We start from the raw sequence: 21,320 nt of genomic DNA on the forward strand, positions 1-21,320 counted from the left end.
CCGACGGTGACAAGCAAAGAATTGCAAGCCACTCCCCAAAATGAAAAGCCGCGCTGTAGTCCAGTGAAACTGAATAAGTAATGCCATCCTTGCGCAAGCTTGAAAGATTTTGCGATTTTCATCACATATGAGATAACGAACGTGGCTAATGCAGTAATGGCGGCCAAAAAACAACATTTTCGTTCATACTTTGATTCATCATTCGTAGAAGTCAGACGTGGCACGCAGGCAATGAGTAGCGAATACAAACACAATCTTCTGCCTTAGACTTCTCGCTGCGTTCGCCGAGAAAAAAAACGATTCAATAAGACAGTCGCTCTCAGTTCAACCCAAAACCAACACTGATTATTTACAGACAACGACCGTCCCATTCCTCAAAACCGCTCCTCAAAAGTCTATTTCTTCAATTGTGATAAATCACGCACAGCGCCGCGATCTGCTGAGGTCGTGAGTGCTGCATAAGCCTGCAATGCTTGCGACACATAGCGATCACGATTGACTGGCAACCAAGCTGCATCGCCTTTGGCTTCCATCGCAGCGCGACGCGAGGCCAGTGCGGTATCGCTGATACGCAGATTGATGCGACGCTCAGGGATATCGATATCAATCATATCTCCTTCTTCTACCAGACCAATTGCACCACCTTCTGCTGCTTCTGGCGAGGCGTGGCCGATTACCAAACCTGAGGAGCCGCCGGAAAACCGGCCATCGGTGAATAAGGCGCAGACCTTGCCCAGACCTTTTGATTTGATGTACGACGTCGGATACAGCATCTCTTGCATACCGGGGCCGCCTTTTGGACCTTCGTAACGGATGATGACCACATCGCCTTCATGTACCGTATCGCCCATGATGGCGTCCACCGCCGCGTCCTGGCTCTCAAACACCCGCGCTTTTCCGCTGAATTTGAGGATACTTTCATCCACACCGGCGGTCTTTACGATACAACCTTTTTCTGCCAGATTGCCGTATAAAACAGCGAGGCCGCCGTCTTTAGAATACGCGTGGGCTTTATCGCGAATACAGCCTGTGCTACGGTCGGTATCCAATGACGCGAAGCGTTCAGATTGCGAGAAAGCTGTTTGTGTCGGCACACCACCGGGAGCCGCACGGAACAACTGGTGCACCGCAGGATTTTGTGTACAGATGATGTCGTTATTGGCAATCGCATCGCCCATGGTTTTGCTATGGATGGTCGGTAAGCTGGTGTCGAGCAAACCGCCGCGCGCCAGTTCACCGAGGATGCTGATAATGCCACCGGCACGATGCACATCTTCGATATGGTACTTATCCGTCATCGGCGCAACTTTGCACAGACACGGAACTTTGCGCGAGATACGGTCGATGTCTGCCATGCTAAATTCAACACCGGCCTCATGTGCGGCTGCCAGCAAATGCAATACTGTATTAGTCGAACCACCCATCGATACATCGAGTGCCATCGCGTTTTCAAACGCGGCTTTGGTCGCAATATTGCGCGGCAGGACCGAAGCATCATCTTGCTCGTAATAGCGTTTGGCGATATCGACAATCAGGCGACCTGCACGCAAGAATAATTCTTTGCGATCAGAGTGGGTGGCCAGGATTGTGCCGTTGCCCGGCAGTGCCAAGCCCAAGGCTTCCGTCAGGCAGTTCATCGAATTGGCAGTAAACATGCCGGAGCAAGAACCGCAGGTCGGACAAGCAGAACGCTCAATCTCAGCTACATCGGCATCACTCACGCTACTGTCACCCGCTTTGATCATGGCGTCGACCAGATCAAGCTTAATTATTTTTTGCGAACCGTTGACGACTTTTAAAACTTTGCCTGCTTCCATCGGACCACCAGAGACAAACACGACTGGAATATTGACCCGCATCGCAGCCATCAACATACCTGGTGTGATTTTGTCGCAATTGGAAATACAGACCATCGCGTCGGCGCAATGTGCGTTCACCATGTACTCGACAGAATCCGCGATCAGATCACGCGATGGCAGCGAATACAGCATCCCGCCGTGGCCCATTGCGATACCGTCGTCCACTGCAATCGTATTGAACTCTTTTGCTACGCCACCCGCAGCCTCGATCTCACGCGCGACCAGTTGTCCAAGGTCTTTTAAATGCACGTGACCCGGCACAAACTGGGTAAAAGAATTCACAACGGCGATAATGGGCTTGTCAAAGTCACCGTCCTTCATGCCGGTAGCGCGCCACAATGCGCGGGCACCAGCCATGTTGCGACCATGAGTGGTAGTACGTGAACGATATTGCGGCATGAAGTCTCTCCTAAATAGATATTTGTCTAGGATGCCCTTAGATGATTTTGTTGTCAAATAGGTGATTTAGTCGTTATTAGGTCGACTTACATATCAATTAAATTCCGTACAAATCCAAAATGGCTTCTTACGGTATCCTGTCTCAACGATGTAACCACATAGAGAATCCTGTGCAAATACTAACAATGTTTTACGATGGTGCCTGTCCTCTTTGTATGGCAGAAATTCTCTTACTACAAGATCACAACCAGAAAAAGTTGCTCCGTTTCATCGATATTTCATCCACGAATTATGCTCCTGAGTGTCATGGGTTGACTTGCGAAAAAGCCATGGCAGAAATCCACGGGCGACTGGATGACGGTGAACTTTTTAAAGGCATCGACGTCTTTGCAGAAGCCTATGCGAGAGCAGGATTTAAAAGACTGGCGTGGATTTACTCCCGGCGGTGGCTGCGCCCAGTACTGAATTTTAGTTACCAGCTATTCGCCAAATACAGGCATCCAATTTCTGCGAGAATTGGTCCACGCGCGCTCGCATGGGCGAAAAAGCGTACCCTAAAACACCAACCTCAACAGGAATCGATCTGATATGACCTCGCCCGCTACTATACCCGCGCTGAACGTCTTTGGACAGCCACTCGTCCCCTGCTCATTTGATCCGCTGACGGGATTTTTTCGTGATGGTTGCTGTAAAACGAACGAACAAGATGTCGGCACACATATCGTCTGTGCGATTATGAGTGCTGGTTTTTTAATGTATAGCAAAAGTCGCGGTAATGATTTAATGACGCCGCGCCTGGAATGGAACTTTCCCGGCCTGCAACCCGGCGATCAATGGTGCCTGTGCGCGAATCGCTGGTTAGAGGCAATGGATGACGGTGTCGCACCGCTGGTCGTGCTGGAGAGCACCAATATGAAAGTGCTGCAATTGGTTGATCTGGGAATTCTGGAGCAGTTTGATAGCCGAACGGGGCAAGACGAACTTTCGCCCAATACCTGATCACGATATCTGCATCTACATCCGCATCTGCCCGCGCATCACCGGTTGCGGGTCTGCACCGCACACAACAAACTGACCGATCACCTGACCAATATCACGGACCTTTATGGCTTTTTCGCTTGATAATTTATTAGTCGTTGGCATCTCTTCCCGCGCCCTGTTTGACCTGGAAGTCGAAGAAGCTATTTTTCAGCATCAGGGGTTGGCCGCCTACCGGCAGCATCAGCTGGTCAATGAAAACACTATTCTCAAACCCGGTGCCGGTTTTGCCTTGGTCAAGGCCTTGTTGCATCTGAATACACTCACACCGGAGCACCGTCTGGTTGAAGTTGTGATCATGTCGCGCAATTCGTCTGAAACCTCTTTACGCATTTTTAACTCGATTAAGCATTACGGGCTAGATATCTCACGCGCCGCACTGGTTGGTGGCGCATCTTTATCACCCTACTTACAAGCATTCAATCTAAGTCTGTTTTTATCGCTGCATGAGGACGATGTGCAGGCTGCCATCAACTCCGGTGTAGCAGCCGCTTTGCTCTACGGAATTCCTGATAACCCGCAGCAAGAACTGGAGCAAATCCGGATTGCGTTTGATGGTGACGCCGTTATTTTTTCCGATGAATCCGAGCGGATTTATCAAGAACAAGGTATCGAAGCCTTCGAGCGACACGAGCGCGACAATGCGAACAAACCTTTACCGGAAGGCCCCTTCGCCCGCCTGCTAGTGGCGCTATCTTTCCTGCAAAATAATTTTAAAAGTGCCGATGGCAGAGCATTCCCCTTACGAACAGCACTTGTCACGGCACGATCATCGCCAGCCCACGAACGCGTGATCCGCACATTACGCGCCTGGAACATCGCGATTGACGAAACCTTCTTCATGGGCGGCGTCCACAAATCCGCTGTATTAGGCGCATTTAAACCACACATGTTCTTTGATGATCAGCATGGACATTGCGAACGCGCATCAAGCGTCGTCGCTACGGGACGTGTGCCGATCAAGCAGTAACGGGGACAATTTATATTGAGACAATAACTTATACTCCCCCACTTGCCCGTCGAAAACAGGACCGTACCGCTTTTCCATCAATGGTATTGAAAATATACTGCCCAGAGTAACTGAAATGCCAAAATCAACAACGTCTTCAATACCAAATAAGCATGAGTGGCAAAGGGATACATCGGCCAGCGAACAAACTAAATAAAATCTACCGTATTTATGCGACGCAAAGTATCATCAACAATAACCGAAGCGATAGGAATTTAGCCCTTTCCTTTTACCAATTTCCTGCAGCGCAAACATCTTATTATCGTCATTACCTTCTAGTGCGTTATCGTCATACTCGTCATTTAATTAGCCATCATTAATGAAAGAAAAAAATGAATCTTTTCGCCAACATGAAAATTGGTAAGCGACTTAGCTTAGGTTTTGCCTTCATTTTGATGTCGATGATCGTACTCTTGGGTCTTAGCTTATTGCAGCTTTCCAAAGTTGCAGACACTACCGCAACCATTTTAAAAACACCCCTCACAAAAGAACGACTTGTGTCCGATTGGTATCGAGTAATTCAATCCGGCGTCAGGCGCACGACCGCAATTGCCAAAAGCTCTGACTCGAGTCTGAGTGCCTATTTTGCAAACGATTCAGTGGCGTCTAGTAAGCAGTCATCAGAGTTACAAAAAACAATTGAAGGCTTGCTGACCAGCGATGAGGAACGCAAGGTCTTTGATCAACTAACTTCAACTAGAAAAAACTATATTGCCGCGAGAGATGCAATCGCCAAGGCGAAGGCAGATAATAATACTGACGAAGCTAACAAAATTTTTGAAACAACCTACTCGGTATCGGCAGCTAGCTACCTAGATCTTTTGCAAAAATTGCTGGATTTGCAGCGAGCTAGCATCAATAAAATGGCTGAAAGAATCCAAGAAATTGAAACTCAAAGTCGTCTTATATTGTTCGTTTTTGGTGGCGCACTATTTCTGTTAGGCTGGTTCATTGCATGGCGTCTTGCAGCCGGTATTACGCGCCCCTTGAATCAGGCAGTTGCTTTTGCAGAAACCATCGCATCAGGTGATCTGACTGCACACATAGAATCCACATCTAACGATGAGACCGGACTTTTATTAAAATCGCTGCAAGCGATGAATGACAATTTACTTAAAATCGTGAATCAAGTGAGGACTGGTACTGACACGATAGCCAACGCTTCCGAAGAAATTGCTAGCGGTAATTTAGATCTATCCAACCGTACAGAGCGCCAAGCGGGTTCACTCGAAGAAACAGCATCTACCATGGAAGAGCTAACCGCTACGGTCAGACACAATGCGGAGAGCGCACGTCAAGCAAATCAACTAGCCGTATCCGCATCTGACATTGCTACCCAAGGGGGAATCGTTGTCAATCAGGTCGTAGAGCGGATGGGATCCATTAATGAATCATCTAAAAAAATTGCCGACATCATCAGCGTCATCGACGGCATCGCCTTCCAGACCAACATTTTGGCACTCAATGCGGCAGTAGAGGCGGCACGCGCCGGTGAGCAAGGCCGTGGTTTTGCCGTAGTCGCATCGGAGGTCCGTAATCTGGCACAAAGAAGTGCAAGCGCTGCCAAGGAAATTAAAACCCTGATCGATGACTCCGTCGACCAGGTGGATAACGGCAGCAAGCTCGTTGAGAAAGCCGGTGTCACCATGGTAGAAATTGTCGCCAGTGTTAAACGTGTGGTCACGATTGTTGGCGAAATTACTTTGGCAGGGCAAGAACAAAGTTCAGGCATCCAACAAGTCAATGATGCCATCGTGCAGATGGATGAAGCGACGCAGCAGAACGCTGCTTTGGTCGAGCAAGCCGCGGCGGCAGCGCAGTCGATGCAAGATCAGGCAGCAAGCCTGGCCGAGGTGGTAAGGCAGTTCAAGCTGAGTAGCTCGCTACAAGTGAGGCGCGCGCCACAGGCAGCGCGTTGATCTGATACCCAATCATCCAGAATCATAAAAGATCGCAAAGAATCAACAAAAGTCCGGAGAAGCATTACCGCCCGGACGCAATAAAAAAGCCGGAAATCCATTAAAAGATTTCCGGCTTTTTCATGCCTCAATGCAGAGAGCTGCGATTTACTTCGACAGGCTCACTCAGACGTAGGCAAGCAACATTCTAATCAGTCTTAGCGCTGCGCAACCGCATCTACCACACAGAGCGCTGTCATATTGACGATACGACGCACTGTCGCAGACGGCGTCAAGATATGTACAGGCTTTGCACAACCAAGCAGAATAGGACCGATTGCGACGTTATTACCGGCAGTAGTTTTCAGCAAATTATAGGCAATATTGGCCGCATCAATATTCGGCATCACCAGCAGATTCGCATCACCCTTCAGGGTTGTGCCTGGCATCATTTTAGTACGGTAAGCACTGTCCAGTGCGGTATCACCATGCATCTCGCCGTCAACTTCCAGATCTGGTGCGTCACGTTGAATGATCGCTAAAGCGGCACGCATTTTTTGCGCGGATTCGCTGTTACTGGAACCGAAATTTGAATGCGACAACAAGGCTGCACGCGGCTTGACACCAAAACGACGCATCTCTTCGGCAGCAAGTATGGTGATCTCAGCGATTTGCTCTGCGCTAGGGTTTTCGTTCACATGCGTATCGACCAGAACTAACTGACGATCGGGTAACACCAAGGCGTTCATCGCAGCATAGACATTCACGCCTTCTCGCTTGCCCAATACCTGATTGACATAATTCAAATGTAAACCCGTGGTACCAAAGGTCCCGCAGATCATGCCATCGGCATCACCTTTATGGATCATCATCGCACCAATCAGGGAGTGGCGACGACGCATCTCCAGCTTGGCATACTGCTGGCTATTACCTTTGCGGCAGGTCATTTCATAATAGGTCTGCCAGTAGTCGCGGAAACGAGGATCGAACTCGGGATTGATGACTTCAAAATCAACCCCTGCTTTCAAGCGTAAACCAAACTTCTCAATACGCTGGTCGAGCACATTCGGACGACCGACCAAAATCGGTTTCGCCAGTTTTTCATCGACGACCACTTGAACCGCTCGCAGAACACGCTCTTCTTCACCTTCGGCATAGACGATACGCTTGCGTTCATCAGGCGCTTTTTTCGCGACCTGGAATAGCGGCTTCATGAAGGTACCACTGTGATAGACGAACTGCTGCAAACGATCGACATACGCCTGCATGTCCTTAATCGGACGCGCCGCTACACCGGACTCTTCCGCCGCTTTCGCCACGGCTGGCGCGATCTTGATCATCAGACGCGGATCGAATGGTTTGGGAATCAGATATTCAGGACCAAAGCTCAGATTGGCGATACCATAAGCCGATGCGACCACATCGGATTGCTCGGCTTGAGCGAGTTCGGCAATCGCATAGACCACGGCGATCTCCATCTCACGGGTAATCGTCGTCGCACCGCAGTCCAGCGCACCGCGGAAAATATAAGGGAAGCACAGGACGTTGTTCACCTGATTCGGAAAATCAGAACGCCCCGTCGCCATGATGGCATCGTCGCGAACCGACTTAACTTCTTCGGGCAAAATTTCCGGTGTCGGATTCGCGAGCGCCAGAATCAATGGCTTATCCGCCATGACCTTGACCATCTCTTTTTTCAGTACGCCACCAGCGGACAAGCCGAGAAAAATATCCGCGCCTTCAATCACTTCTTTCAAACTACGGGCTGAAGTGTCCTGAGCAAAACGTTCTTTGTCCGGATCCATCAATTCAGCACGACCTTTGTAGACCACACCAGCCAGATCCGTAACATAGATATTGGGAATTGGAAAACCGAGATCAACCAGCAAATCGAGACAGGCCAGCGCCGCAGCGCCAGCGCCAGAGACCACAAGTTTGCAATTTTTGATGTCTTTACCGATGACTTTGAGGCCATTTATAATCGCGGCACCGACAATGATAGCTGTACCGTGCTGATCATCATGGAAGACCGGAATTTTCATGCGCTCACGCAACTGGCGCTCGATATAAAAACACTCGGGTGCCTTGATATCTTCCAGATTAATGCCGCCAAAGGTTGGCTCCAGCGAAGCGATAATATCCACCAGCTTGTCTGGATCGAGTTCATTGATTTCAATATCGAATACATCGATACCTGCAAATTTTTTGAACAGAACGCCCTTACCTTCCATCACCGGCTTGGACGCCAGCGGACCAATATTGCCCAGTCCAAGCACTGCAGTACCGTTGGTGATCACGCCGACCAGATTGCCACGCGCCGTATATTTGAATGCATTTGCCGGATCTGCAACGATTTCCTCGCAAGGAGAAGCCACCCCGGGAGAGTACGCCAAAGCCAGATCACGTTGATTCGTCAATTGTTTGGTCGGTGTGACGCTGATTTTGCCGGGAGTAGGAAACTCGTGATACTCCAGGGCTGCATGACGCAATTGTTGACGTAAAAGTTCTTTTTGATCTGCTGACGAATCCATACTCTGCGGCCTCTCTTTTTATTTGCTTGCTTACTTATTACTTACGAATGGTCTGTGATTTTAGCAGAGGGTTCCCTCTAACTTTATACGTATTTGTACGACTTCTATGACTTTTAAACATAACTAAATTCAATTCTTGATCGCAACAGCGATTGATATAGCTATTTCCTATTGCGTTGGTACAAACAATCAATTTCCCCAATTTATTAATAATATCTATCATTGCACTCAGTTTGATAGTAAATAGAACTAAACGCCGATTGCAGTATCTTAGATCACCATCAGGAGAGCCACCATGAGTAATACAGCCAACCAGTCCGTTACGATTCAAAACCTTGAAGCCGCTTTTGCCGGTGAATCAATGGCCCATATTAAATATCGTTACTTCGCCAAGCTGGCGCGTGCAGCAGGCGCGGAAGACGTCGCACTGGCGTTTGAAGCCACAGCGGAACAAGAGGTCATGCACGCATTCGGCCATCTCGATTTACTGTACCCAAAAACACAAATGACGCCGCAAAAAGCACTGGAAATTGCAATTGAAGGGGAGACTTATGAGTACACCGAAATGTATCCAAAGTTCCGCCATCTGGCAGTCGAAGAAGGAAATCACGCCGCCGTTGCTGAATATGACGAGCAAATTGCCGAGTCTAAAGAACACGCGGAACAGTTCAAACGCACGCTGGAAACTGCCGCAAAACGCTTCGCCGCTTTAGCAAAAGTGGAAGAGCGTCATGCTAACCATTATCGCGCCGTGCTCGAAGCCTCTAAAGCCTGAGTCCCGCCCTGATCGCTACTTATCTTCATTACACAGAATCGAGAATTTTATGAAAACATATCAATGCGTCGTTTGCGGTTTTATCTATGACGAATCTTTAGGCTTGCCGGAAGAGGGCATCGCTGCAGGCACACGCTGGGACGACATTCCAGCGGATTGGGAATGTCCGGATTGCGGCGTTGCCAAAGCAGATTTCGACATGGTTGAAATTTAATGTGCACGACCATCGATGCTGCAATCGTCGATGGTCATGAACGCGCGTTAATTGACTTAACTGACTTAACTGATTTAGCTGACTTAGTTCAGTTAGCATAGTTAGCTAAGTCATGGAATCAATCCTGAGTCAGGGCCGTTTATATAGACCCAACGCGGCGAAACAAACACTGAACATCCAAGCATTCTGTCATATAACTCATCCGTGCATTACCAAACTCATTTTTTACAGAATCAGGGTTTTACTATGTCTCCAATCGTCATCATCGGCAGTGGTCTCGCTGGCTATACCGTTGCGCGTGAATTTCGCAAACTGGATAAAACCTCTCCGTTACTCATCATTACCGCAGACGATGGCGGTTTTTATTCTAAACCGATGCTATCGAACGCCTATGCGCAAAACAAGCAGGCAAAAGATTTAACTAGCCAGACTGCTGAACAAATGGCGGCGCAAGTTAATGCAAGCTTGTTGACAAGAACCAAGGTCGATCATATTGATACGGTGACCAATAAAGTCGTTACGAATGCCGGCAACTTTGAATACAGTAAAGTCGTCATTGCACTTGGTGCACAAGCTATTCGTCTGCCGATTGAAGGCAATGCGGCGACGCAGGTTATATCAGTCAACCATCTTGATGACTATGCCATCTTTCGCAAAAAAATTGCTGCGGTAGGGGCTTCAGCGCGTATCACGATTCTTGGCGCAGGTCTGATCGGTTGTGAATTTGCAGACGATCTGGCTGGTGCAGGACACGAGGTAACGCTGGTTGATCCCAACCCTCTTCCACTAGCAGCGCTGGCACCACAGGCAATTTCACTTGGTTTGCAAGACGCGCTGCTGAAGCGTGGTATCGCCTTGCAACTAAGTACCACCGCCAGCAGTATTCACCAAGCACCGGATAGCGATGCGCTTCAAGTTACTCTGGCAAACGGATCACTGGTGCATGCAGATCTGATACTGTCTGCAGTAGGATTACGTCCTAAACTACGCATGGCTACAGCCTCAGGGCTACACACCGATCGGGGCATTCTGATTAATGCCCATGGCGAAACTAGCGCGGCAAATATCTATGCATTGGGGGATTGTGCGCAATATCATATTACCGTTGGCGTACAACAAGTATTGCCTTACATCGCACCGCTGATGGTGGCGGCACGCGCAATCGCACGCAGTCTGACAGTTGAGCGCACGGCAATCGATTTAAGACCATCTCCGGTGATCGTAAAGACGCCGAGCTTCCCTGTTGCCGTGGTACCGCCTGGCATCAAAGATCTGGCAGCCGGGCGATGGGAAACTGAATTGAATGAAGGAGCGACGATCAGCCGTTTTTTTGATGCCAACAACCGATTATCGGGTTTTGCCGTTGCGCCTCAAGATGCCAGATTGCGTGCCCGGCTCTTAGCAGAGCTAGCTGAATTCACAAAAGTGTAATATCGGCAGAGCGAGCGACGGCAAGTAGAGCTCATTTCATCAATAAGAGTGAAATGAGTTCTAGTGAATGGCAAGCCTTTGGGCAATTTGTTCCCGCATTGTTTCAAATATCACCGAGCGGGCGCGGTACTCGCTACGCTTGTTTGAGGGACGGGATGAGATTGGTTTTTCGAGTGTCGTAATCGGCAGTGAATAGTTACCGCATGCGCGCTTCATGCCGCCCGCCGCAGTCCACAACTGATCATATTCAGCTTTGATATTTTTGGTAAATCTATAGCGCCAGGCTTGATAGATGTGATTCTTTTGGGCGATACATTCTATCGTCGTGCTTTGCAGCTCTTGCGCAAGGTAACGCAATGCTTCAACCAATAATAATCTCGGTTGTATTCCATGCAGTTCTTTGGTCGATTCACGGATCAGTTCACGGGCACCACAGTTGCTTGCCTGCACGCCGCCCACTTTGATTGCCAAATATTGATGCTGCTGATCGAAAGAAAAAGTCACGCATTGCAACAAGGTATCGTCGATAAACAAACCAAGACTCAAACCACCCTCGCGCTTATACGACGTGCCTCTGAATAAGCGCAGCTGGAATACGTCATTATTCTTTCCCGTAATTCGCGCCAGTTCAAGCTTCTGCCCGGACAGTACGCTTCGGCAATTGCCTCTGCCCAATATCGTTTCAGCCAGATTAAAGTGATTCGTCAGCAGAGAAAGCCGGTCACGGGATCGCATACGCCGGTCAAAAAATGGACGATGAATAGAATCCAGCAAACCCGGATCTGAGCTTGCAGTTTTTAAGAGATGGTTGCTGCTGACATAGCGATACCATTCATGACTATTGACCGGATCAAGCAAGGTTCTGAGTAAAAAAACGACTTTCCCTTTCAACCCGGTTGCTGTATCAGTCAGCCGTAATTGGATAGCCCATGACATGACGTCGAAAAAAGAACGGCGACGCGGTACGTTTTCTTCTACCAGCAGCGAGTGGTTCTCCTCTGCAAAGTACAAATCTTTCGAATTCAATATTGTCACTTCGGGCACCAATTGTCACATAATGTGCACAATTGTAACCTAATGTTTCAATCCTGGTTTTGAGTAAGGCTTCGGTTTTTACCTTTGTTCACGTAAATCTTTACGTATTGCCCGTCAACATTTCCCTATGGAATTATTAAAGATATGTATCTGCTACGGAGTTGTCATTAGCACAAAACCCCAAGACTAAAGGGTAACTGCTGGTTTCGCGATAGAGAGGGACTACAAAGATACGCGAACTGCTGCTTGCCAAGCTGCCGGATGCACTACCGGTAATCACGCATTCCTATCTGTTCTAATAACACTGAGCTGAGTACAATGCCGCATGCTCTCAGAATTCGACCTTATCCAAGATTATTTCGTCACCCCCCCAAGCAGCGATCCTCGCATTCAACTTGGTATTGGCGACGATTGTGCGCTGCTAAAACCTGATGCCAGTATGCAACTGGCGATTTCCAGCGATATGCTGGTCTCTGGCCGGCACTTTTTTCCTGATGCCGATCCCTACTTACTGGGACACAAATGTCTGGCGGTGAATTTGTCTGATCTTGCCGCCATGGGAGCCAAGCCTCTGGCTTTTACTCTGGCACTCGCCTTACCTGAGGCAAATCGAGGCTGGCTGGCACCTTTTTCTGCCGGTATGCTGGCTTTGGCAAAAGAGCACAAATGTACCCTGATCGGTGGCGATACGACAAAAGGCCCGTTGACAGTCAGTATCACCATTTTCGGTGAAGTACCACCAGGACAAGCCTTGCGACGGGATTCAGCTAAAGCAGGCGACGATATCTGGATCTCAGGCGATCTCGGTGATGCGCGGCTGGCATTGGCGCATTACTGGAATGAGTTAAAGTTAAGTGACGAGGACTTTGCAATTGCAGCGAAACGCATGCATCAACCTACGCCAAGAATTGCACTGGGCCTAGCTTTGCGGGGAATTGCCCATGCAGCACTGGATATTTCAGATGGCCTGATTGGAGATCTCGGACATATTCTGAAACGCAGCGGAGTCGGAGCAAGTCTGCATGCAGATTTACTGCCCGCCGGCGCGGCGCTGCGTAATTTTGCACATCATCAGCTACCCACTCAGTCGCAAGATCACTCCAATAACAAACAGCGCGAATTTACATTAGCAGGCGGAGACGATTATGAACTCTGCTTCACAGCGCCGTCAGAATTACGAACGCAAGTACTGGCAGCATCGATATCCAGCAACACACCCGTTACACGCGTTGGTACGATAGATAGCGAATCGGGCATGCGCTTGTTCGACGCAGCGGGACAGCCATTAGCACTAGCTCTGACATCTTTTGATCACTTCAGCACGCCATGAGCACATTAGAATCTGGCCAGATAGCCAAAATCAAACGACCAACTGCCCGCTTTATGCTGGCACATCCTGCTCATGTCATTGCACAGGGATTTGGCAGCGGCCTGTCACCTGTCATGCCAGGCACATCCGGTACTTTATTTGCCTGGCTCAGTTTTAACGTCCTCACTATGCGGTGGCCAGAGTTGTTTGCGCCTGCAGTCTGGACCTGGATCATACTGCTCGGATTTGCTATCGGCATCTGGGCATGCTCAGTGACCGGCAAAAACATGGGCGTCGCCGATCACGGGAGCATGGTCTGGGATGAAATCATAGCGTTCTGGCTGGTATTACTCCTCATCCTTCCCGCCAGTTTTTCTACCCAATGCTGGGCATTCTTCTGGTTCCGCGTGTTTGACATGATCAAGCCGCCGCCAATCGGCTACTTTGACCGTCAGCTAAAAGGGGGTTTTGGTGTCATGTGGGACGATATACTGGCGGCGTTTTATACACTCTTGTTATTCGCATTGTGGCGAGCGATCTGATCACGGATGAGCACTTTCTTTGCTGGTAGCAAGTAATCCGGTCAGATACTGAAGAGTCAGTAAATTCTTGTTAAGCCGATCAAATCACGATCACAAAGTGGTAAAGTAATTCTGTAGCTGATTCCGGCCAATTGCTGAGTCACATCCATGGATCTGACTTTCTACGCATTGGTATTCCGAAAAAACCACAGGAGACCATATCATGCTCAATGCTATCGAACTCGCAACAGAAGTCGGTGCGACACTCAAATCAAAAAAACTCTTGCTATCGATTGCGGAATCCTGCACCGGTGGTGGCATATGCCAGGCAATCACTGAGATTGCCGGATCATCAGAATGGTTTGATTGCGGCTTCATCACTTATTCCAATTCATCAAAAAGCGAATTACTCGACATATCCGCCGCATTAATTGCGCAACATGGTGCAGTCAGCGAGGAAATCGCCGCCGCGATGGCAGAAGGTGCCATTGCCAATTCAGAGACACATATATCGCTATCCACTACCGGTATTGCAGGACCTGGTGGCGCCGTACCTGGCAAGCCTGTCGGTACAGTGTGCTTTGCGTGGCAAGTAGGCGGTGTCACGCATACCGAGAGAAAAGTGTTCAGCGGTGATCGCCATGCGGTTCGGGAGCAGACCATCGTGCATGCGCTTGACCGCTTGCTTCGCTACGTAAAGGAAATCTGAGTTGTCTGCTGTAGCAAAAGAAATTTGCGAGACGCCAACGCCGCTACCGGAGCCGCATATTTACGCCCTACTGGTCGATGATGATCGGGAAATACGCGAGCTGCTAGCCCGCTACCTGGAGAAGTTCGGAATACACTGCAACACTGTCGCCGATGGGCAGGCGATGCGTGAACAGTTAGCAATGGCGCGTGTGGATATTATTTTGCTCGATCTGATGTTACCAGGCGAGGACGGCCTGAGCTTATTGCGCACCTTACGTAGCGGAGAGGAAAGTCAGATTCCCGTACTAATGTTGACCGCCCGCGGAGAATTCACGGATCGCATCATCGGTCTGGAGCTTGGTGCCGATGACTATGTGGTCAAGCCATTTGATACGCGTGAACTTGTCGCACGTATCCAGACGATCATGCGACGTTCACCAGCCAGTCAACGCCAGATCGCGAATAAGAACGGGGACGACATTCTCTTCCACCACTGGCGACTCAATTGCCATCTGCGACAACTATACACACCCCAAAACATAGTCATTCCACTATCAAACGCCGAATACCGCTTGTTACTGGCATTTATCGAGCGCCCGGGGCGCATACTCAGTCGCGATCAGTTAATGGATATCGCCCGTGGCAAATCTGCTGAAGCCTATGATCGCAGTATCGATTTATTAGTATCGCGCTTGCGCCAAAAACTGGACGACAATCCACGCCAGCCAGCCATACTCAAAACGATACGTGGTGAGGGATATATGTTTCAACCCCCATCGGCGTGACGAATACCATTGCTTGCGGTTTGGCGGATGTAACACTCAACGCAAAATATGCCAAGCAACATCTCATCTACGCTAATTCAAGATAAGCTCTGACGAGTCCCATGCGACGTTTTTTTTCTGACACTATCTTTACCCGCCTGTTTGGTCTGGCAATGGCTGCGGTCGTCATCAGCCATATCATGACCTTCGTCTTATTATTTCAATTTTTAGGCGAACACTTGCCTCCGCATCGTCAACCGCGCCCACCTGATATATCATTGCCAGGTACTATGCAACACCAAGAATATCCTCTACTTCAGACACCAGAATCACGTCGTCCGCCACAGCCACATGGGCATGAGGAGAGGTTTCCTGGGCCTATGCTGGGCTTCTTATTAAGCATGATGCTGCAATTCATCATTCTGGCAATGGCAGCCTGGTTTGGTTCTCGTAATCTAGCGAAACCGATTCAAGGTTTGGCACAAGCGGCAAGTCAGGTCGGCGACAATCTGAACGCCTCCCTCTTAGTAGAATCAGGTCCGGCAGAGGCTCGGCAGGCAGCCCGTGTGTTTAATCGCATGCAAGAACGCATTCGTAAACAAATGGAAGAACGCGCACGCTTTCTGGCCGCGGTATCTCATGACTTACGCACGCCGCTCACCAGAATGAAACTGCGGGTTGAGAATCTGGAAAATGAGATTGCAAAAGAAAAATTAGAAGCCGATATTGAAGAAATGCGGTTGATGCTCGACGCGACACTGGACTATCTACGTAGCAACGGTCAAAACACACACACAGCACAACGCCTGGATGTGCAGGCATTGGTAGAAGCCCTGATTGACAATGCCCATGAGCAAGGCAGAAGCGTAGGCCTTTCTGGTAGTGCGAACCCGATTATGGGGATACCCTCGGATTTACGGCGATGTATTTCCAATTTACTTGAGAATGCCCTTCATGCCGGTGACGTCGTGGATATTCATTTACAGGAAACATACGATTATGTATCGATACAAATTAGTGATGATGGGTCTGGCATACCAGAAGCTCAGCTCAGCAAGGTATTTGAACCGTTCTTTCGCCTGTCGACATCCCGTACTAAGCATGATGGCGGTGTAGGTCTCGGCCTCAGCATCGCAAATGAAATTGCCCGCCAGCATTCAGGCGATATCGTATTGAAGAATAAACCCGGCAATACAGGACTAATCGCCCAATTACGCCTGCCTATCACACGTCCTGCTGGATAATTTGCCTGATTCTTCTATACTAAAAAGCCACCTGTTACAAAAAACTGGCAATGTGTCAGCACTGATACAAAACCGACATAGTCAGGCAACAATCATCCGCAACACTGGAAGCATCCGTTTTTCCGCAGCATCATGCCAACCAGATCGGAGTGACATCATGAGTTCAATAGGAAGTGTAGGCAGCAGTTCTGGCTATAATTATTCCGGTAGCGTCCAAAAACAAAGATCAGACCCGTCTCAGATCGCAGACAATGTCTTCAGTAAACTGGACACAAAAGGCCAGGGATACCTGGAGGTTTCAGATCTGGAATCCGCATTTAGCAGTATTAACTCGTCGTCAACCACCAGCAGCGTTAGTACGACAAGCGCTACAAGTGCTACGACAGGCAGCACATCAACAACATCGACCGAAATCTCAGATCTTTTCAAAAAGCTAGACAGTGACGGTGATGGCAAAGTAACCAAACAAGAATTCAGCTCGGGGCTGAAAAAGCTCAGCGATGAATTAGAAAGTCAATTCAACGCAAGGCGTACCTCTGGAACACAAGATGCCAACCGCCCACCGCCACCTCCTGGTGGTGATCAGGACGGTGGTTTAAGTAAGGATCAATTAAGCAGTTTGGCCAGCGACGTCAGCAAGACAGACAGCACCGCCGGGGCAAAATTGACTAGCGTTGCGCAGAATTTCGATGCGGCGGATACGAATCAGGATGGTAAAGTATCACTGCAAGAAACTCTCGCTTACCTAGAAAAAACAGCCTCCAATACCTCAACAAACGCCTCGGGCAGTACATCAGGTAATTCGAGCACAAGCACTACCGATGGCAGCAATACATCAAGCTCTTCAAATTCTACCGCCAGTAGTAATTCTGAAAGTAATACTGGCAGCAATAGCAATAGCGGCACCAATAACGATGCAGCAATTTTCAAAAAAGCCCTGCAACTATTACGCGCTTACGCCGATCCGTTTCAGGTAAACGGTAGCAGCTCCGGCAGCGGCGTTTCTGTGAGTGCTTGAAGTTTCACCCAATAAAAAAAAGGAGCTATAACACTATATGCTCCCTCTCTTATTCCTATTGATAAAAATCAGCGATATTGGTTAATCGCATCTCGGGTTTCCAGAGCTACCCGCCTTGCCGCTTGCGCGTAGTCTTCAGAGACAACAGGTTTGGCGTATAAAATTGCCCGTGACGAATTAATCATCATGCCTGTACCTGACAGCGTCTTGCCAGACGAAACGGTTGCTGCAATATCTCCACCCTGCGCGCCAATACCTGGCACCAACAGTGGCATCTCACCTATGATCTGACGGACTTGCGCTAATTCATTCGGAAATGTCGCACCGACAACCAGCGCACATTGTCCATTCGTATTCCATTTATTGGCAACCAGCTGTGCCACATGCTGGTACAGAGGTTTGCCACCTGCATCTAAAAATTGCAAATCAGATCCGCCAGCATTTGAAGTGCGGCACAGCACAATCGCACCGCGATCTTTCCACTCTAGGTACGGCGCAACAGAATCAAAACCCATATACGGATTGACTGTCACGGCATCGGCATCGTAGCGTTCGAATGCTTCACGTGCATATTGCTCAGCCGTTGCCCCAATATCGCCTCGTTTAGCATCCAGAATGACAGGAATAGCTGGATAAGTCGTCTTAATATAACGGCAAATGGACTCCAGCTGATCTTCTGCACGTAAAGCCGCAAAATAGGCAATTTGCGGTTTAAACGAACAGACGAGATCGGCAGTTGCATCAATCATCGTCTTGCAAAAAGCAAAAATTGCGTCCGGCTGGTTCGTCAGTTCCGGCGGGAAACGCGATATATCAGGATCTAGCCCAACACACAGGAGAGAATTGTTTTTCGCCCAAGCCTCTGTCAATTTTTCGATAAAAGTCACGATTATTCCTCTATATATTCTTTACGCATATTTTTGCAGCATTATCATCCGCACCAGATTCATAGCTCAGATAGCTTGCCATAGCCATGCATTATAACTTGATGGAATAGTCGTTAATCCCTGAAACGCCCAAATACCGACGAGGTATCACAGGCATCTATGTTTCTTATTTGATTATCCATCTCATAAGGTCGATAATTGGATGAAACCATTATCTCTCGTTCATTATTCCCATTTACCTCTGTCACAATGAAAAATACCGTTCCTGGTCAAATCGATTTACTCGCGCTGGATAATCAGTTTTGCTTCGCCTTGTACTCCGCATCTCTGGCGATGACAAAAACCTACAAGCCTTTGCTAGATAAAATCGGACTAACCTATCCGCAATATCTGGTCATGATGGTGCTATGGGAGCACGATGGCATTTTGGTCAAGGACATAGGCGAAGCCTTATTCCTTGATTCTGGTACCTTAACTCCACTCCTGAAGCGAATGGAGGCAGCAGAGTTGCTTACCCGTAATCGAGACGAGATTGACGAGCGACAAGTCAGGATACATCTTACAAAACAGGGTAAATTACTGAAAAAAGCAGCAAAAGAAATTCCCCTACAAATCATGTGTGCAAGCGGACAAACTAAAGAGACTCTGATCGATTTAAAGACCCAACTCTCTCAGGTTAGAAATGATTTAACGGAAAGCAATTTATCCTAAGGCATAGTTTTTTTCAAAATTTTTCACAAATTAGATTGCACACAATTTAATTGTGTACTATTATATTTTCACTGGCAGATAAAGCCACATTAGAATCAATTTTAGACTGGCTTTACTATAATTTTGACGTAACTCTCACACAAGACAACTCAGGAGAATCACATGCAAGTTCTTTACACAGCAAACGCGACAGCAACCGGTGGCCGCGATGGTCGTGCCGCTTCAGATGATAATCAATTAGCAGTTAAACTGACTACGCCAAAAGAGCTCGGTGGCGCAGGCGGTGAAGGGACGAATCCTGAGCAAATGTTTGCCGCAGGCTACTCAGCATGCTTTATCGGTGCGATGAAATTTGTTGCAGCCGCAACGAAAATTGCATTGCCTGCCGAGACATCTGTGAACGGTTTAGTTGGCATTGGTCCAAATGGCAAAGGCGGATTTGGACTGGAGGTCGAACTGAATGTCTCCATCCCAGGTATGGAACGTACTGCAGCAGAAGCACTGGTTGCGAAAGCGCACGAAGTTTGCCCCTACTCTAACGCGACACGCGGCAATATTGATGTGAAAGTCACCGTAGTGTAACCAGCATCAGCAAATCAGCACCAATTCAATAAGATTAAAGCGCCCGAGAAATTATTTTTTCCGGGCGCTTTTTCGCTAAAATGACTGGATGACTACCTCATCACATCAAGCAAGCAGTATTCCCCACCTCAGTAAAGAGTTCCTGGCTAAGGAATTGACATATGCAAAACTGATACCGGCTTTGCGTAAGGCATTTGCCAGCGACATGGTTGCACCACGCAGGCATGTGCACACATTGTCGGAAAACCCCGCCTCTACTTTATTACTCATGCCAGTCTGGCAAACGCACGGCACAACCGGTGTAAAGCTGGTAACAGTGGCGCCTGAAAATAATGAAGCCCCATCGGTGCATGCCATCTTCATCCTGTTCGATAAGACGACCGGTGCACCCCTCGCCATGATGGATGGGGAGGAACTAACGCTCAGACGAACCGCTGCCGCATCAGCCTTGGCTTCGGCTTACATATCTCGCACTGATAGCGAACACCTGCTAATGATTGGAACTGGCAAACTGATTCCCTACCTCGCAACAGCACATTGCCAGGTACGCACCATCAAAGAAATTACGGTATGGGGACGATCGCAGGAAAAAGCGGAGCAAAGTATGCAAGCAATACTAGAACAACGCGAGCTACCGAAAAATATTCAGTTAAGCGTGGCAACAGATCTCAGCAAAGCGGCAGCGCAAGCGGACGTCATCAGTTGTGCAACAACCAGCAGACAAGCCATCGTGATGGGACACATGGTGAAAGCAGGAACTCACCTTGATCTGGTAGGTGGATTTACACCCAATATGCGTGAAGTCGACGATACACTAATGGCGAAAGCGCAGGTTTTTGTGGACACCTATGCTGGTGCACTAACTGAAGCGGGTGACATAACACAAGCGCTGGCAAATGCTTGTCTGCAACGCAGTGCCATCGTCGGAGAACTTGCAGAGCTGGTAAACGGCAAGCATCGCGGCCGGTCAGACGAGCAACAGATCACTGTCTTTAAATCGGTAGGCACTGCGATTGAGGATTTATGTGGAGCAAATCTGGTGTGGAAAGCCCATGTGCATGAGAAAATGCATCATCAAACACAGACTCAGGACAAACAAAACCAGCCTTAACTCAAAGCCTCTTTAGCCGCCTGTTCTGGCGTCAGTCCGTCAAAAAATAAATCGGTGAACCAATCGATTTCTTCTTCAATGTGTTCTTGCGCCTGATGCAAAGTCGCACCACCGGCGACTAAGAATCCCTCAACTTCAGTGCACCATGCAATCAGCGCTATAGTGTCAGGATCAAGTTCTTCATTTTTCTTTGCCATGCCATTTCTCCCTGACGATCAATACGTCTGACCATTAAACCAATAGTCAGATACTCAGCTTGTACTTTACCATGGGAGTCGGTTGGTAAGCATCGGT

General features: G+C 48.6%; 21 protein-coding genes. 16 read left to right on the forward strand and 5 right to left on the reverse strand.

The features are described 5' to 3' along the window. Positions 1-395 precede the first annotated feature (395 nt). The gene (ilvD, locus tag ACO0LE_RS06465) at positions 396-2,258 is read right to left on the reverse strand and encodes a dihydroxy-acid dehydratase (RefSeq protein ID WP_422959597.1); all 1,863 of its coding nucleotides are present in this window, start codon (positions 2,256-2,258) and stop codon (positions 396-398) included. Between the two features lie 185 nt (positions 2,259-2,443). On the opposite strand from ilvD, the gene ACO0LE_RS06470 reads away from it, so the two are divergent. The 4 genes from ACO0LE_RS06470 (at position 2,444) to ACO0LE_RS06485 (ending at position 6,224) form a co-directional block, all read left to right on the forward strand. Continuing rightward, positions 2,444-2,845 (forward strand): thiol-disulfide oxidoreductase DCC family protein, encoded by a 402-nt coding sequence (locus ACO0LE_RS06470; RefSeq protein WP_422959753.1) that lies wholly within the window; start codon positions 2,444-2,446, stop codon positions 2,843-2,845. Position 2,846: 1 nt separating this feature from the next. Then, positions 2,847-3,257: a DUF2237 family protein gene (locus ACO0LE_RS06475; RefSeq protein ID WP_422959598.1), complete on the forward strand. Its 411-nt coding sequence runs from the start codon at positions 2,847-2,849 to the stop codon at positions 3,255-3,257. Positions 3,258-3,363: 106 nt separating this feature from the next. Then, positions 3,364-4,266 carry a 5'-nucleotidase gene (locus ACO0LE_RS06480; RefSeq protein WP_422959599.1) on the forward strand — a complete coding sequence of 301 codons (903 nt, stop codon included), beginning with the start codon at positions 3,364-3,366 and terminating at the stop codon, positions 4,264-4,266. A 371-nt stretch (positions 4,267-4,637) separates the two neighbouring features. Continuing rightward, complete coding sequence (locus ACO0LE_RS06485) at positions 4,638-6,224, forward strand: methyl-accepting chemotaxis protein (protein WP_422959600.1); 1,587 nt, start codon at positions 4,638-4,640, stop codon at positions 6,222-6,224. Positions 6,225-6,421: 197 nt separating this feature from the next. Here the strand turns inward: ACO0LE_RS06485 and ACO0LE_RS06490 are convergent, their stop codons facing one another. After that, positions 6,422-8,734 carry an NADP-dependent malic enzyme gene (locus ACO0LE_RS06490; protein ID WP_422959601.1) on the reverse strand — a complete coding sequence of 771 codons (2,313 nt, stop codon included), beginning with the start codon at positions 8,732-8,734 and terminating at the stop codon, positions 6,422-6,424. 295 nt (positions 8,735-9,029) lie between these two features. On the opposite strand from ACO0LE_RS06490, the gene ACO0LE_RS06495 reads away from it, so the two are divergent. The 3 genes from ACO0LE_RS06495 (at position 9,030) to ACO0LE_RS06505 (ending at position 11,154) form a co-directional block, all read left to right on the forward strand. Further along, a complete protein-coding gene (locus tag ACO0LE_RS06495) occupies positions 9,030-9,509 on the forward strand; it encodes a rubrerythrin family protein (protein WP_422959602.1) in 480 nt (159 codons plus the stop codon). 49 nt (positions 9,510-9,558) lie between these two features. Beyond that, positions 9,559-9,723: a rubredoxin gene (locus tag ACO0LE_RS06500; RefSeq protein ID WP_422959603.1), complete on the forward strand. Its 165-nt coding sequence runs from the start codon at positions 9,559-9,561 to the stop codon at positions 9,721-9,723. Between the two features lie 246 nt (positions 9,724-9,969). Continuing rightward, a complete protein-coding gene (locus ACO0LE_RS06505; protein WP_422959604.1) occupies positions 9,970-11,154 on the forward strand; it encodes an FAD-dependent oxidoreductase in 1,185 nt (394 codons plus the stop codon). A 60-nt stretch (positions 11,155-11,214) separates the two neighbouring features. Here ACO0LE_RS06505 and ACO0LE_RS06510 read toward each other — a convergent pair whose 3' ends face one another. Continuing rightward, positions 11,215-12,189, reverse strand: coding sequence for a VirK/YbjX family protein (locus tag ACO0LE_RS06510; protein WP_422959605.1), 975 nt, complete (start codon positions 12,187-12,189; stop codon positions 11,215-11,217). 325 nt (positions 12,190-12,514) lie between these two features. On the opposite strand from ACO0LE_RS06510, the gene thiL reads away from it, so the two are divergent. The 6 genes from thiL (at position 12,515) to ACO0LE_RS06540 (ending at position 17,735) form a co-directional block, all read left to right on the forward strand. Next, positions 12,515-13,519 carry a thiamine-phosphate kinase gene (gene thiL, locus ACO0LE_RS06515; RefSeq protein WP_422959606.1) on the forward strand — a complete coding sequence of 335 codons (1,005 nt, stop codon included), beginning with the start codon at positions 12,515-12,517 and terminating at the stop codon, positions 13,517-13,519. Continuing rightward, positions 13,516-14,040, forward strand: coding sequence for a phosphatidylglycerophosphatase A (locus ACO0LE_RS06520; RefSeq protein ID WP_422959607.1), 525 nt, complete (start codon positions 13,516-13,518; stop codon positions 14,038-14,040). Before thiL ends, ACO0LE_RS06520 begins: the two co-directional genes overlap by 4 nt. A gap of 202 nt (positions 14,041-14,242) precedes the next feature. Then, positions 14,243-14,728 (forward strand): CinA family protein, encoded by a 486-nt coding sequence (locus ACO0LE_RS06525; RefSeq protein WP_422959608.1) that lies wholly within the window; start codon positions 14,243-14,245, stop codon positions 14,726-14,728. 1 nt (position 14,729) lies between these two features. After that, complete coding sequence (locus ACO0LE_RS06530) at positions 14,730-15,494, forward strand: response regulator (RefSeq protein WP_422959609.1); 765 nt, start codon at positions 14,730-14,732, stop codon at positions 15,492-15,494. 101 nt (positions 15,495-15,595) lie between these two features. Next, positions 15,596-16,717, forward strand: a complete 1,122-nt coding sequence (locus ACO0LE_RS06535; protein ID WP_422959610.1) for an ATP-binding protein — start codon at positions 15,596-15,598, stop codon at positions 16,715-16,717. Between the two features lie 157 nt (positions 16,718-16,874). Next, a complete protein-coding gene (locus tag ACO0LE_RS06540; protein WP_422959611.1) occupies positions 16,875-17,735 on the forward strand; it encodes an EF-hand domain-containing protein in 861 nt (286 codons plus the stop codon). Positions 17,736-17,803: 68 nt separating this feature from the next. On the opposite strand, the gene pyrF is transcribed toward ACO0LE_RS06540, so the two are convergent. Next, positions 17,804-18,622, reverse strand: a complete 819-nt coding sequence (pyrF, locus tag ACO0LE_RS06545) for an orotidine-5'-phosphate decarboxylase (protein WP_422959612.1) — start codon at positions 18,620-18,622, stop codon at positions 17,804-17,806. A gap of 249 nt (positions 18,623-18,871) precedes the next feature. On the opposite strand from pyrF, the gene ACO0LE_RS06550 reads away from it, so the two are divergent. From ACO0LE_RS06550 to ACO0LE_RS06560, 3 genes are all read left to right on the forward strand, one after another. Beyond that, a complete protein-coding gene (locus ACO0LE_RS06550; RefSeq protein WP_422959613.1) occupies positions 18,872-19,333 on the forward strand; it encodes a MarR family winged helix-turn-helix transcriptional regulator in 462 nt (153 codons plus the stop codon). 162 nt (positions 19,334-19,495) lie between these two features. Continuing rightward, positions 19,496-19,915: an organic hydroperoxide resistance protein gene (locus ACO0LE_RS06555; RefSeq protein ID WP_422959614.1), complete on the forward strand. Its 420-nt coding sequence runs from the start codon at positions 19,496-19,498 to the stop codon at positions 19,913-19,915. 88 nt (positions 19,916-20,003) lie between these two features. Further along, a complete protein-coding gene (locus ACO0LE_RS06560) occupies positions 20,004-21,026 on the forward strand; it encodes an ornithine cyclodeaminase family protein (RefSeq protein ID WP_422959615.1) in 1,023 nt (340 codons plus the stop codon). Here ACO0LE_RS06560 and ACO0LE_RS06565 read toward each other — a convergent pair. Then, positions 21,023-21,223 (reverse strand): hypothetical protein, encoded by a 201-nt coding sequence (locus tag ACO0LE_RS06565; RefSeq protein WP_422959616.1) that lies wholly within the window; start codon positions 21,221-21,223, stop codon positions 21,023-21,025. The two genes, ACO0LE_RS06560 and ACO0LE_RS06565, sit on opposite strands and share 4 nt — an antisense overlap. Positions 21,224-21,320: the final 97 nt, after the last annotated feature.

The sequence above is a fragment of the Undibacterium sp. Xuan67W genome (assembly GCF_049340165.1).
GTDB lineage: Bacteria > Pseudomonadota > Gammaproteobacteria > Burkholderiales > Burkholderiaceae_D > Undibacterium.

Bases quoted from the DNA above. Each gene is read 5' to 3' on its own strand.
- ACO0LE_RS06480 (WP_422959599.1), top strand. From the start codon at position 3,364: ATGGCTTTTTCGCTTGATAATTTATTAGTCGTTGGCATCTCTTCCCGC.
- ACO0LE_RS06495 (WP_422959602.1), top strand. From the start codon at position 9,030: ATGAGTAATACAGCCAACCAGTCCGTTACGATTCAAAACCTTGAAGCC.
- ACO0LE_RS06500 (WP_422959603.1), top strand. From the start codon at position 9,559: ATGAAAACATATCAATGCGTCGTTTGCGGTTTTATCTATGACGAATCT.
- ACO0LE_RS06490 (WP_422959601.1), bottom strand. From the start codon at position 8,734: ATGGATTCGTCAGCAGATCAAAAAGAACTTTTACGTCAACAATTGCGT.
- thiL (WP_422959606.1), top strand. From the start codon at position 12,515: ATGCTCTCAGAATTCGACCTTATCCAAGATTATTTCGTCACCCCCCCA.
- ilvD (WP_422959597.1), bottom strand. From the start codon at position 2,258: ATGCCGCAATATCGTTCACGTACTACCACTCATGGTCGCAACATGGCT.
- ACO0LE_RS06565 (WP_422959616.1), bottom strand. From the start codon at position 21,223: ATGGCAAAGAAAAATGAAGAACTTGATCCTGACACTATAGCGCTGATT.
- ACO0LE_RS06550 (WP_422959613.1), top strand. From the start codon at position 18,872: ATGAAAAATACCGTTCCTGGTCAAATCGATTTACTCGCGCTGGATAAT.
- ACO0LE_RS06555 (WP_422959614.1), top strand. From the start codon at position 19,496: ATGCAAGTTCTTTACACAGCAAACGCGACAGCAACCGGTGGCCGCGAT.
- ACO0LE_RS06540 (WP_422959611.1), top strand. From the start codon at position 16,875: ATGAGTTCAATAGGAAGTGTAGGCAGCAGTTCTGGCTATAATTATTCC.
- ACO0LE_RS06535 (WP_422959610.1), top strand. From the start codon at position 15,596: ATGCGACGTTTTTTTTCTGACACTATCTTTACCCGCCTGTTTGGTCTG.
- ACO0LE_RS06475 (WP_422959598.1), top strand. From the start codon at position 2,847: ATGACCTCGCCCGCTACTATACCCGCGCTGAACGTCTTTGGACAGCCA.
- ACO0LE_RS06560 (WP_422959615.1), top strand. From the start codon at position 20,004: ATGACTACCTCATCACATCAAGCAAGCAGTATTCCCCACCTCAGTAAA.
- ACO0LE_RS06525 (WP_422959608.1), top strand. From the start codon at position 14,243: ATGCTCAATGCTATCGAACTCGCAACAGAAGTCGGTGCGACACTCAAA.
- ACO0LE_RS06470 (WP_422959753.1), top strand. From the start codon at position 2,444: ATGTTTTACGATGGTGCCTGTCCTCTTTGTATGGCAGAAATTCTCTTA.
- ACO0LE_RS06505 (WP_422959604.1), top strand. From the start codon at position 9,970: ATGTCTCCAATCGTCATCATCGGCAGTGGTCTCGCTGGCTATACCGTT.
- ACO0LE_RS06485 (WP_422959600.1), top strand. From the start codon at position 4,638: ATGAATCTTTTCGCCAACATGAAAATTGGTAAGCGACTTAGCTTAGGT.
- ACO0LE_RS06520 (WP_422959607.1), top strand. From the start codon at position 13,516: ATGAGCACATTAGAATCTGGCCAGATAGCCAAAATCAAACGACCAACT.